At 42.7% G+C, this 12,293-nt stretch carries 9 protein-coding genes and 3 tRNA genes; 5 read left to right on the forward strand and 7 right to left on the reverse strand.

Going from position 1 to position 12,293, the window contains the following annotated elements; all coding sequences use genetic code 11:
* A partial coding sequence (locus AYY17_RS13840) for an integrase core domain-containing protein (protein WP_156656712.1) occupies window positions 1–318 on the forward strand: 318 nt, incomplete at its 5' end.
* A 462-nt stretch (window positions 319–780) separates the two neighbouring features.
* Here AYY17_RS13840 and AYY17_RS13845 read toward each other — a convergent pair.
* The 7 genes from AYY17_RS13845 to AYY17_RS13875 all read right to left on the reverse strand — a co-directional run bounded on the left by AYY17_RS13845 (window position 781) and on the right by AYY17_RS13875 (window position 8,226).
* Window positions 781–3,015 (reverse strand): MBL fold metallo-hydrolase, encoded by a 2,235-nt coding sequence (locus AYY17_RS13845; RefSeq protein WP_328585542.1) that lies wholly within the window; start codon window positions 3,013–3,015, stop codon window positions 781–783.
* Between the two features lie 431 nt (window positions 3,016–3,446).
* Window positions 3,447–6,071: an AAA family ATPase gene (locus AYY17_RS13850; RefSeq protein ID WP_067424527.1), complete on the reverse strand. Its 2,625-nt coding sequence runs from the start codon at window positions 6,069–6,071 to the stop codon at window positions 3,447–3,449.
* A gap of 54 nt (window positions 6,072–6,125) precedes the next feature.
* On the reverse strand, window positions 6,126–6,305 hold the full coding sequence (locus AYY17_RS21755; protein ID WP_162271119.1) for a hypothetical protein: 180 nt from the start codon (window positions 6,303–6,305) through the stop codon (window positions 6,126–6,128).
* Window positions 6,306–6,799: 494 nt separating this feature from the next.
* A tRNA-Asn gene (locus AYY17_RS13860) sits at window positions 6,800–6,875 on the reverse strand.
* A gap of 301 nt (window positions 6,876–7,176) precedes the next feature.
* Window positions 7,177–7,252, reverse strand: a tRNA-Asn gene (locus AYY17_RS13865).
* A gap of 258 nt (window positions 7,253–7,510) precedes the next feature.
* Window positions 7,511–7,586 (reverse strand) — tRNA-Asn (locus AYY17_RS13870).
* 130 nt (window positions 7,587–7,716) lie between these two features.
* Complete coding sequence (locus AYY17_RS13875) at window positions 7,717–8,226, reverse strand: YlaC family protein (RefSeq protein WP_067425064.1); 510 nt, start codon at window positions 8,224–8,226, stop codon at window positions 7,717–7,719.
* A gap of 454 nt (window positions 8,227–8,680) precedes the next feature.
* On the opposite strand from AYY17_RS13875, the gene cspE reads away from it, so the two are divergent.
* The 4 genes from cspE (at window position 8,681) to flhD (ending at window position 12,293) form a co-directional block, all read left to right on the forward strand.
* Entirely contained in the window at window positions 8,681–8,893 is a 213-nt protein-coding gene (gene cspE, locus AYY17_RS13880; protein ID WP_067361438.1) for a transcription antiterminator/RNA stability regulator CspE, read from the forward strand.
* Window positions 8,894–8,995: 102 nt separating this feature from the next.
* Complete coding sequence (dsrB, locus tag AYY17_RS13885) at window positions 8,996–9,190, forward strand: protein DsrB (protein ID WP_067424531.1); 195 nt, start codon at window positions 8,996–8,998, stop codon at window positions 9,188–9,190.
* Between the two features lie 334 nt (window positions 9,191–9,524).
* Window positions 9,525–10,220 carry an MgtC family protein gene (locus AYY17_RS13890; RefSeq protein ID WP_067424538.1) on the forward strand — a complete coding sequence of 232 codons (696 nt, stop codon included), beginning with the start codon at window positions 9,525–9,527 and terminating at the stop codon, window positions 10,218–10,220.
* Between the two features lie 1,719 nt (window positions 10,221–11,939).
* Complete coding sequence (flhD, locus tag AYY17_RS13895; protein ID WP_067402398.1) at window positions 11,940–12,293, forward strand: flagellar transcriptional regulator FlhD; 354 nt, start codon at window positions 11,940–11,942, stop codon at window positions 12,291–12,293.

The raw sequence follows: 12,293 nt of genomic DNA on the forward strand, positions 1-12,293 counted from the left end.
GAATATATCCGGGTGGACAACGGACCAGAATTTATATCGGATAAACTGGTTCAGTTTTGTACAGAAAACGGAGTGGCACTGAATTATATTCAACCGGGAAAACCGCAGCAGAACGGGTTTATTGAGCGATTTAACGGTTCATTCCGTCGTGAGTTTTTAAATGCATATTTATTTGAATCATTGAGTCAGGTGAAAGAAATGTCCTGGTTCTGGATGCAGGATTACAACCGGAACCGGACACATGAAAGCCTGAATAATCTTCCGCCTGAGATTTATCGGAAGCAACTGGAAAACTCTAATCAGGACTGTTTCAGATAAGGGGGAGTGGACATGGACACCGGGTGATTGTAGGAGCATGCATCAAAGGCAATAGGGAAGCCTGTTCCAGAAAAGTGTTTAGCTAAGCAGAGTGATTGGAGGATCAGGTATCAAACTGGTGCACGATTTGATTTCCCCCAGACTTCCATACTGAGTAAATATACCGTTCAGTTTTACCAGTGGCGAAACAGAACCCTCATCGCTAATGAAATGGGTATTAAAACAAGTGCCCAGATTTTGTCTGGATAAAATTCAGGAACACATATTAGATGAACTGGGGTATAAGGGTTTTGATTTGACAGATATAAAATTTAGATTTACAAATATAAGAATTTTTATAAAGAACAATGGATAGTTGCAGACTGTCTGACTGTTATTGTAAATGTTCCACTTCGTCACCAAATTGCATTGATGCAGATAGTTTTAAACTATCTGCATCACAGATATTCATATTAACATAACCTAGAGTTCAAACCACGCAAGGTGCTTCTCATCTGTCATAAAATTGAGTTGTTTATAGAGCTCTCCATCTTCTTTTATTGTTGTTGTTTTCTGATAGAAACACATTAAGTTATTCGTGCGTAAACAAAAGGAATTTTTATCATACCCGAAGCTTATTGGTGGGATTACTGACTGGGATGTATCATCAAAAAGACGAACCATCTTAGCTGGGTCAAGAGTAATTATTTCGTTTTCATAATCGTTCGTAGAAAACCGTTTAATCCCCCATTCACTTGGCAGGAAGTTTGGTAATGAGAAGCTATCCTTTTTATAAATGTGCAAAATTAAATGAGGTTCATTATAACGGCCATAGTTCCATTTCACTGCTCTGAAATCATACTGACTGATCAAATCATGAAATAATTGTGATTCAAGATACTTTGCAAAATCCCCGTCGGGGATGCCAGCCCAACGTGCAAACAATGTTAGTAATGCTTCAGTATTAACACTCTTCAAAAAATCGTATTTATCGCGCAAATGCAAAGTTCGATCATCAATTTTTTCATCGGAAGTAAAAATTAGATGCTCAAATTTCGTGATGCGCTTTAGCGCCGCTTGGTACTCTTTGCCTGTCAATGGTGCAACAATTTTTACGCTTTTATCGATCTGTCGGTAAGGTGTTTCTGCCCATAGCAGCCCATGTGATTGCGCATAAAGCACTACAGGACCAGGATCATTAATAAGTTCAAAACGTTCATGACCGTTAAATATTCCTATAATCTCATCAAGACTATATTTTTCGAAACAACTATTTGCACGTTCAGCAAGTGAAAGCTTTTTCAATTGCTCGGTTCTTCTTCGGATAAGCTGTTTGTTCAACCACTGCGCATGCTTTCTTACTTCAGTTTGCGTCCATCGAATGAAGGATTCATCTGGTTCTATTAGTTTTTGCTGCATCACCACGATCGGCGCCGGGCTACGGTGTCCGTTGCCGCTCAGGCAGGCTGCAGCGTTCAGTGATTCACAGCGCGCTGAAAGACTAATCCGCTGAACAGGATGCTGATCTGTGGTGTTGCAATCAAAATGCTGTGCACAAGAGGTTTTCCCCTCAGGCTGTGTGTCTGAAAAAAACAACTCTTTATTGCGCTTGTTGGGGCAAACTAGTGTGGCACCAATCATACGCACCGATTCGCGAAAACGGCAGTGCGGTAGCGAGTGCTTGCCATTGGCGCTGACTGTGACAATACGTGGACGAGTCCATAGCCAAAATTGCTCTACATCGCTTATTTCGTCACTTTTGTCTGACAGGTATACCTGTCCTCCATGGTGCGGAGCCTTCATAACGTCGGCTGCCAACCCCATCGGATGTTCTGAAGCGATCCACACCCAATTCTCTTGATCACCAGTAAGAACGATACGTCGACGATGGTGCTCTTCAAGCAATATATCTATCACCAGAACAAGAGAAGTATTATTTACAAGATGCTGACCGAAAAAATCGGGTTCATCCATTGATTTTTTATATTTGTTCAATACGCGGAGTGCGGCTTGATCGCTCTTAAATTCATGGCCATTAAACTGTAACTGATTGGGCAATAGTGCATTTTGGCTGTCGAAAAGCTTTACATCTTGCTGAATAGTATTTTCATCATCGGGCTGTATTTGGGAGCGGATTAACCATTCCAGAGGCAAAGTTGTATGGGTGAGTAGTGGCTGAAGCTCTGATAGAGGAGCGCTATAGAGTTTTTTCATCAGCTTTCTCGCAGGAGATATGACACTTACGGAACCGGTTTCTGTACGGTGAATATGATCTTGGAGAGGATAGATAACACGTATATCGCGTGAGATGGCCAGCTTTTCAATCTCTTCAGCTAATGTCACTGCACTTTGTACATGCGGTGCAAAAAGCCACTTTAATCGCCGAAAGGCAGGCAGACAAGGTAACCATACTTCTCCAATAGAAATACTAAGGTTTTTGAGCAGCTCATTTATCCCTCTCCTATGGTCTGCGTCAACATGGCTCAATACGACAATATCGAGATCGTTTTTGCCATCAGAACGCTTATTTTCTAGATGAGAAACAAGGGCTGAAGACATAGCTAAGCCTCCATCGTATAGAAGACGGAAAGTGAGCGTATCCCGCAGCCAAAACTCAATAAGCTGACAATCTCCGTGGCCGACACCAAAGGTTAGGATATCAACTCGATCTGCATTAGTTAAAGTATGCTGTGCGTTTTTTTTTTGAGCTTCTCGTATTCTTGAGCATGACTTTTGTCCTTACTAGTGTCTCTGTCAGCTAATAAAATGGAAAAAATATTTATATTATCCGTATATTAATTTTAGATTAATTTTTTAATACTCGGTCTGGAGTACGGGTATTACTCACAATTATGCAAGGTGCTTCGACGAAGCTAGTTACTAGAATAAAACCACTTGTACAACACAGCAATGAGCCTCAAAAAATGTTGGTATGCTATGGTTGCTACATACCTTTTACGTATTCAAGCTGGGTATATCATAGGAAATTGAGTGCAGGTTTCCTATCCGTGGCTGGGAGTATGCTATCAGATCGTTCCCAGCCTTAGTTTCTAAACGACCTTTGTCGTATGTAATGTTAAAAGATGTGAACGGCTGTTAGAGAGCAAATGCAGGAAAGATTGAACAGCCGGCTCATCGGGTATATGTCTTTACACCGCAGTAACAATTGGTCCCATTTTACGCTTCTTGGCTGTGTCTTCTGAGCGTTTGTGTATTTGGGTACGCCAATTCTCTAGAGCGAGAATATCAGCAAGAAGTTCCTCTGGGTCAGGAACTGCAACGCCGCCAGCCATGGCTTTGTCATGGGCGTAGTTGGAGCATCTACTCATCCCCGCATGGACTTGTGCATAGTCATTATCGTCTACAATAACTCCAATCAGCCTTTGTGTTTCTACGCCCTTGCGGAAGCGAAGGATAACCTCGCGCAGGAGAACTTCTTCTACTGCTCGTTCCCATGCCATGCGTAAGCGAAAATACGCGTCAACTGTCTGTCGTTGGTGCTCCTGCTCATTGCCTTCTTTATATAGTTTGGCGATTAACTGTTGCTGCGCTTTCAACGCTCCAACGCGTTTACTTGTATTTTTTCCCTCAAATGGCAACTCAGGATCTGCAATACCAAAGCCTTCTGCGCGGCGAGTAAGGCTTTGTGTAAACACTGTAGCACCAGCTTGCTTTGCTTCTTCGGTCAACAAACAGAGGAAGTAGATGTCATGGGTGAAAATAATAACTTGTCGCTGCAACGCTTCGGTTGCGAGGCGTTTGGCAACGCGTTCACGTCGGCGATGGTCTAGAGAAGATACAGGATCGTCGAAGACTACACCCCCTTTGCTGCCGCTTAACCCTACTTCAGCTAGAAATGATCCGAGTGCAATGGCTCGTTGTTCACCTTCGCTCAATATTTCTCCAGGAGAGCGACTTTGTGGCAAATGAAGTTTAAGCTTGTGTAGTGCTTTCCCTCGATCTGTACGGCTTTGCAGGGAAACACTCAAACTACCAACTCCCAATATTCTAAATTCATGGTTCAATGCGTCGGCTAGTTGTTTGGATACGACCTTTTCCGCTAGTTCGGATGCTTTATTGGATATAGCATTTGTTCTGACCGCGCTAAGACAGCTTTTAAGCTTTGCTAAGTGTCCAAGTTTCGTCACTGCAGCAAGTACGGGTTCCTTGACTTGGCTGAGTCTTAGTCGCGCATCCAATTCTCCAAATTGTTTCACCAAAGCAGCGCGAGCTTCTTCATTCGAAGCTTTTTCCAAGGATTCTGCTTCGGTATTCAGTTTGCTTGCTAACTCTTTTAACTCACTTACCGGAGAGTCTAATACTGTATTTAGTCCAGTCCAGTTATGCGAAACAATAGCCGTTTTGATTTCTTCGTGCCGAACTGCCAATGCGGATTCGAAAGACTTAATATCGACTACTAATGATGGGGCAATTTCGGCTATCTCAGACTGTGTTATTTCATCAGAATTTAACGTGATAACTGCGGCTATGAATGGGCGATATTCATCAGCGAGTGCCTTGCGGCATGTCTGAGCATTTTTTTCAGCCTCTGCTTGAATAAAAGACTCAAATCGAAGCAATCTTTCCGCACCTTCAGCCAGTGGTTGCTGGCACAACGGGCACGCATCGTCATGTCCAAGATTAGGGAACGGCTTATTTGGATGGGCTTCTAAAGCAAATTTTCGTGCTGCATCGAATAGTTCTCGCCATGCTTCACCACCCGTCCCGGGTAAAAGGTTTTCCCCCTCCTTAAAGTTTTTTGCGGCTAGAGCGGCGGCTGCTTGAGCTGTACGGAATTTATCAGCAAGGGCTTTAAACTTTGTAATAGCTTCTGGGCCGACGATAAGCTCTTTTTCGATTGCGTTTGTGGCAAGCGCTGTAACGCGGCGTGCGCGTAAGCGCAATAAACCAGCTTTTTCTTTTGGGTTGTTCTCTTTGAGGCTTTTCTCTAGTGTATTTCGTAATGTAAGTTCTTCTGGTTTGAGAGTTGCGAGGGCTTCAATTTGTACAATGTTGGATTTCGCAGAGAGCGCGAAGATCAACTTGCCCACAGCAGTTTCACCATGTAGGTGAGCAAATGAGGTGAGATCTACTGCTGATTGTTTTTGCTCTGCCTCAATAGCGGTTCTTAGTTGTTGACATACTTTTGCAAGAGCTTCGAATACACCCAAACCGTATGGCACATAAGAAAAGTCATCCTCATTATCTAAATAGGCACGAGCGCAACGCGTATCAAAGATAGCTAAAGAAGAAAGTTCAGGTGGTGCTTCTTTTCCTTGATACCAAGTTACCTCCTTGTCAGTACCATCAATAGTGATGTTGAATGATGCCTGAGCATTGCCAGCTTTTACTTCTGGTAAATTAGCATTTGGATGAACAGGTTCTGACTGATCGCGAGCACGGCAGGCTTGTTTCAGAACTCGTGAGTATCCCGATTTACCAGATCCATTATCGCCATAAATAACAGTCATGCCTGTTGGGCTTATCACCAACTGCTGATTTTCTGCAATAGCATTAACATTGTGAAGATTTTTGATGGTGGATAATTTGATATCTGTGTCTTTCTTAGCCTGTACTGGAATTTGATCGTCAGTTAGTGGCTTAGCTTGTCGATTTTTTGGGTCAGGAATCCCAAAATTAAGTTTAAGTAACGCATACAAATCCTCATGATCCTGTGGTGTAAGCGCCTGTTTTACTAATAAGCGAGAAACTGCATCGCTTTGCCACGCAGGAAGTCCCTGCGTCCAAGTCAAGATTTCCTGCAATATTGTCATAGTTCCACCTGTAACTATAATTTTTGAATGTAAGATCAACTAACATTCATAACGTTAGGAAAGCATAACTACAATACGCTGCCAGCGTTCCGGCGACAATTCGTTAGTTGTGACAACGGCTAAGTTTTTGGCATACGCGACCCTGACCCTGACCCCTAATATGATCCATTCATAATCAGGAATATCCGGCTTCTGCCCCTGATTGATCCCACTATTCGCTACATTGTCAGCCACGAGGAAGCCTAAGAAGCCGCAACGGAGTGCCGCTTTGACCATATATTTTTGCGGGCAGAGTCGTGGTGGTGTTAAAGGTATAATCTCCCTGCGAATTTTTCGTGGCACTGTGTGTCGAGATTCGCAGGCTGTGGGGGCGGGCGGCAAAGAGCCCGCTCATCGCTTTAGATGTTTTGGCTCAGACTTGATCTGGCCGTATTCTCTTTTAGAACACGATTCAGCATGACAGTCGGCAACGAGCGAATTCCGGACATAGCCGCTCTACTAGACTAAGGGGAGCGAGTCAAAACTGTTTAGCTAAAGGGTGCATTTAGCACGGCTCCCTCCGATTGCTGGTAAAAACGAAATCGAACCAACTTTACCAGTATTTTTACCAGCAAAAGGGTATGGTTTCGAGTGTTTTTTGGTGAACGAGGGTGAACCTGAAGAAGGGAATAACCAATTGATTAAAAGCAAAAAAGCAGACGTCAGTGAACGTCTGCTTTCTTTAAATGTGGCTCCTCCAGCTGGACTTGAACCAGCGACATACGGATTAACAGTCCGCCGTTCTACCGACTGAACTATGGAGGAAGCGAGTTCTCTGTGAGAACGGGGTGGATAATAATGCGGGCAGAGCGGATTGTCAAAGCGAAAATCACAGAAGATGTTCTGTTTGCCGGACTTCTGAGCATTGCGGTGGAATAATCATCAAAATCACGGTGTTAACAGTGATTTCGGGTTTTTTTCATGTTCTACGGGAGTGCGTTTGTGGTAACAAAACGGCCGGGGTGTCCGGAAGATCAGTGGCAAAGACAGGTATAAGGCAGGGGAACGAAAGGAAGAAATATTACAGACGAAAAAAAACCTGCTCATTGAGCAGGCTTCTTAAATGTGGCTCCTCCAGCTGGACTTGAACCAGCGACATACGGATTAACAGTCCGCCGTTCTACCGACTGAACTATGGAGGAAGCGAGTTCTCTGTGAGAACGGGGTGAATCATAGCGGGCTGATACCGGGTTGTAAAGGACAAAATGCAAAAAAATGTCTGAGTGGTCAAGGGGTGAGCGATTTAATGTAATTTTGCCTGTTGCCTGCGGATATCTCTGATCATTGTGCCTGTATCAGATAAAAAAGGATAAAGCCGGAGGGATGGATCCGCACGGCGGCACCCGGACTGATGCCTGATAAAATGCAAAAAGCCCGCTCAATGAGCGGGCCTTAAAATGTGGCTCCTCCAGCTGGACTTGAACCAGCGACATACGGATTAACAGTCCGCCGTTCTACCGACTGAACTATGGAGGAAGCGTTGTTCCCTTGGGAACGAGGCGCATATTAGCGGGGCGCCTGCGTTGTGTCAATGGGGAAAAATCAAATTTGCACTGTTTGCTCACCAAGTGAACGCTATGAGCAAAAAAGTCGCATAAACAGCGGGTTAAGCCGCCCCTTTCATCCAGTGAGAGGCTTGTTTTTCCGGGTGTTTCTCCGGATAAGCAATAAGGAACAGATCATAAAAAGAAAGATCGTTTTTGGTTTCGGCGGTGCGGCGGATGTTCTGTTTAAGAGCGTCACTTACCTGCGGGTGTGACAGTAAGGCATTAATCGTCTCCGGCGGGACAATTTCACTGACAAACCATTCACCGTTATAGCACACACGCAAATCCAGAACGCCGATATCTGCGAAATGATAGACAGGTTTGATTTCAAAGAGCAGCACTGCGGCCATGACCAGAAACAGGGCGCTGAAACCAAGCAGCCAGTAAAATCCGAAGTACGGGGCGTAATAAATAAGAACACCCAGAAAGAGATAAGACACCACCATTGCCAGGCACAAATAAGGATATGTACGTAGAAAATGGCTGTTAAAACGGGGCTTTCCGTCCCGTTTTTCGCGCTGATTAATATTATCAAGAGCGCTGGTAATAAGCGATTTGACGATATCCATATAGTGACCTCTGAAGATACTTTTATGATACATTATATTAACATAATCATATTCCGGCAGAGTAGATCAGTTGCCTGATTTGTTGGCGGGAAGTGTTATGCCCATAGGGCAAATAAGAATAATCTTAACCCCGCAAAAAATGTGATATGCAGCACTCAATTGACTGAAATTGCGAAAAATAACCAGAATGAAAACGGATATTTATGAGCTCATTCACTTTTTACAGAAATTGCCGTGATAAATCAGTTGCTATTCAGTGTCTGCCATGAGTTAATGTTTGCGGCCCGATAAAAAGAGCAGCTTTATGTATGACAACTGAGTTTGAGCGTGTAGTTGAGTGTTATCCTGGATAGCCTTTGACCGTTTCATCTGCTGTGTGCCTCCATTTAGTTTTTGCTTCCGGCCAGTACCTGCCAATATGGCAATGCATTTATTATATATATAGGAAAGACACATGTCTGACAAAATGAAAGGTCAAGTTAAGTGGTTCAACGAATCTAAAGGCTTTGGTTTCATCACTCCAGCTGATGGCAGCAAAGATGTTTTCGTACACTTCTCTGCCATTCAGGGCGCAGGTTTCAAAACCCTGGGCGAAGGCCAAGCAGTAGAATTCACCATCGAGAATGGTGCTAAAGGCCCGGCTGCAGCTAACGTAACTCCGCTGTAAGATATAGCCAAACCAAATTCCAAGCCTGCCATGTAAGTGGCGGGCTTTTTTTTTGTTCGTTTTTTGTTTCGTTATCCGAAACAGGACACAAAGGGGCACATGATGCGGATAAATGACACTGTGTATGTCAAAACGGACTCAGATATTCCGCGTGAAGGTAAGATTTTACTGATTGAACCTTTTAGTGAAGGCATTATGTATCTGGTTTCATTGCCGGAATACCCCGAAGGTATCTGGTTTTTTAATGAGAAAGAAGGGGGCGACGGGGTATTTGTAACGCCGGGTAATAATATCTGACTTTACTTACCTTGCCGTGCAACCTATACTTTGCGCACTAATTTTAAGCAGAGGATCCGGATTTGGACAGTCACAGTAGCGACATATTGTCGTAATCCGGCCTGCATTCCTTTCTGAACTGCCTGCCGGAATCCCGGCGGCGGTGCATCTTTATCATGTACTGCAATAATCACGCGTGATCCTCTTTAAGGGTAACTCATTGCCAAAGGTATGCAGCATGATCATTATTTTTCATACACTTTTTCCTCCCGGTTACTGAGCAGAAATCCCCGTTATTTTCCATTTTTTCTGTTTTAACACCTGACGTCATTGCGTCATACAGGTGGAGGTTACTATGTTTGCAATTCCTTATTTACTGAATTTACTTGCTGCACTTGCACTCGGTGCATTAATTGGTGCGGAACGCCAGTGGCGTCAGCGCATGGCCGGGTTGAGGACTAATGCTCTGGTGGCAATTGGTGCGACTGTCTTTATTTTAAGCTCAGTCAGTACCTCGCCGAACAGCCCCGGCAGGATCGCGGCACAAATTGTCTCCGGTATCGGGTTTTTAGGTGCCGGCGTCATTATGCGTGAAGGCATGAATATCCGCGGATTAAATACGGCGGCGACACTGTGGTGTTCTGCGGGGATTGGCGTGTTGTGCGGATTGGGTGAATTTACCATTGCCGCCACTGCTACGCTGGTTATTTTATGCGCTAACATTCTGTTGCGGGAAGCCGCACTAAGGATTAATGCACAGCCGAAAAGCCAGGCTACAGACCTGGTGCAGAACTATAAAATTCGTGTTACCTGCCATGAAAAAGATGAAATTTTAGTCCGTACTGTCATTTTACAGGCTCTGAATGGGTTACATGTTCGTCTTAAATCACTCAGTAGTGCAGATATTCAACAGGGATTACTGGAGGTATGTGCTGAAGTTGAGGCTACACCGGCAGAGCAAAAAGAGGTGGAAGGCATCGTTTGCAGGGTAAGTCTGGAGAAAAGTGTCAGTGCGGTGAACTGGATTATTTCGTCAGAGCAACCTGTCTAGATCTTTTCGGGAGCGATTGGTGGCGGCCGCTATGTCTGCCATCAATTTAAAATCCGGATATTTACTTAGCCTGATGGCTTTTAGCTCTATTTCGCGTACCAACAGAATATTGAAACATAGCAATAATTAATAGCGGGACAGGAGTATGATTTTGCTCTTTTATTAAGAATAAAGAACCAGAAAAAAGTTATACAGAGGATAAACATCAAAATGATGATACCGGGATATAGTAATCATACTGAGGAATAAACGGAGTCTTATCTGCGATAAATACGTGATTTTCATCACAAAAATGGGCTGCTGATTTGGAAATTTTTCAGAAAATTTGTTGTATATTGTGATATAAGGCGCAAATAATGGAAATTATTTGAATGGAAAAATAAGTAAGGAAAAGCTCAATTTTGATCTGCGTATTGTTTGGGGGGCTGGTCGCTGAAAATTCTCGTCTAATGCGTGTATTAATACGGTAAATGGTTAGTTATTATTCCGTCGATTTCGATTTACTCGTCTAATTTGTAAAAACAAAAGTATATAGTAACGTCCGGTTACCATATCTCCCCGCGATCATGATCCTTCTGTTTAACCTCTGTATGCTACATTTAATTAACGCTTTTGCTAATAGGAAAATGCCGGGATTGTGACGCACGCAGCCGGGGTGTAACAAATAACAAAAAAACACGGCTCATGGTCAGACAGCTATAGCCGGCAGGGGGCGCAAAGAGGGAGCCGGATTTATAAAAGTACCTCCTGAACGGATATACGTGATGGTATTCGCTTTTAAAAGAAAAATAAAAGAAGAGATGAAAATAAACAATGATGTTTTTTATAAAAAACAGTAATTGAAATGAATATAAAAAACCTGCCAATAATTAAATATATTAAATAATAAATGCCTCTCAGAGAAAATTAGAAACACAACTAACTATAAATTAAATTAATGAATACGTACTAATATTGACTATTTTTTAATAAAAAACCCTTAACATTGATCTTAACCCTGATCATGCGTAATACCGTTACATTTTGTCATGACATGGCTATTCTCATGACGAAAAAATACTAAAATATGGCTTTAATCATGTGAAATAAGCAAAATCAGTGGTTTTAACCGCCATTTTAATCAAGTGTTACTGCATTATTTATTGTAATAGCTGGTTTCCGAATAAAACATCTTGATGTGGATCAATATTCTTTATTCCGTAATGTGATTGGTGTATTGAGCGAGCCGGGAACGTAAAAAGAGTCGGTTTTACCTGAAGATTACTGACATTTGGCTTATGTCAGTTATAAGTGCGGTGGCTATTTGGGATATGAAGAGACAAAATATAATAAATAGTAAAATTGTACTAATGCATAATGGGTTGTTTATATCAGGAGGGTAAAAACAAACATCAGTGGCTTGAATAGTTAATTTTGTGGTGCATAATAAATCACGCCCATAAATGATATAAGCTGACTCAGGCATTAAATAAGCTAGTACTGATCTGCATCGGTACTTTTATTGTTTACAGGTATTCCTGATATATATTTAATTTAAGTTTACTTTTGTGTACTGCACACGCATGCCGGATATACATATATGGACAGACAGACCAAACAATGGAATGAACTTCTCCGGTAATTACAACATTACTTAAAACAGGTTCTCAGGCATCACTCAAACCCGGGGTTTGTTTCTGCGCTACATTGATGCTGCTAATATTCGGAAAGGAAAAAAAAATGAACCCGACGACTGATTTTCTGAAGCATATTTATGACATTAATCTCTCATATTTGTTGCTTGCCCAAAAACTTATCGCTCAGGAAAAAGCCACTGCCATGTTCCGGTTGGGTGTAAGTGACGACATGGCAACTACATTAGCAAATCTTTCCCTCCATCAATTAGTCAAATTAGCAGAAACTAACCAGCTAATCTGTCAGTTCAGATTTGAAAACAGCGAAACGATTGAACGACTCACACGCGATTCCCGCGTGGATGAATTACAACAAATTCATACCGGAATTTTACTGTCAACCCGCCTGTTACAGACACATGGCGCGGGTGACACTGACTCACATGCAAGAAAAAGATAA

Origin of the sequence: Morganella psychrotolerans, from assembly GCF_001676055.1 — a bacterium.
GTDB lineage: Bacteria > Pseudomonadota > Gammaproteobacteria > Enterobacterales > Enterobacteriaceae > Morganella > Morganella psychrotolerans_B.

What these genes read in the sequence shown, in the direction of transcription:
- AYY17_RS13890 (WP_067424538.1), top strand. Translation starts at nt 9,525, where the DNA reads ATGTTTGCAATTCCTTATTTACTGAATTTACTTGCTGCACTTGCACTC.
- dsrB (WP_067424531.1), top strand. Translation starts at nt 8,996, where the DNA reads ATGCGGATAAATGACACTGTGTATGTCAAAACGGACTCAGATATTCCG.
- cspE (WP_067361438.1), top strand. Translation starts at nt 8,681, where the DNA reads ATGTCTGACAAAATGAAAGGTCAAGTTAAGTGGTTCAACGAATCTAAA.
- AYY17_RS13875 (WP_067425064.1), bottom strand. Translation starts at nt 8,226, where the DNA reads ATGGATATCGTCAAATCGCTTATTACCAGCGCTCTTGATAATATTAAT.
- AYY17_RS13850 (WP_067424527.1), bottom strand. Translation starts at nt 6,071, where the DNA reads ATGACAATATTGCAGGAAATCTTGACTTGGACGCAGGGACTTCCTGCG.
- flhD (WP_067402398.1), top strand. Translation starts at nt 11,940, where the DNA reads ATGAACCCGACGACTGATTTTCTGAAGCATATTTATGACATTAATCTC.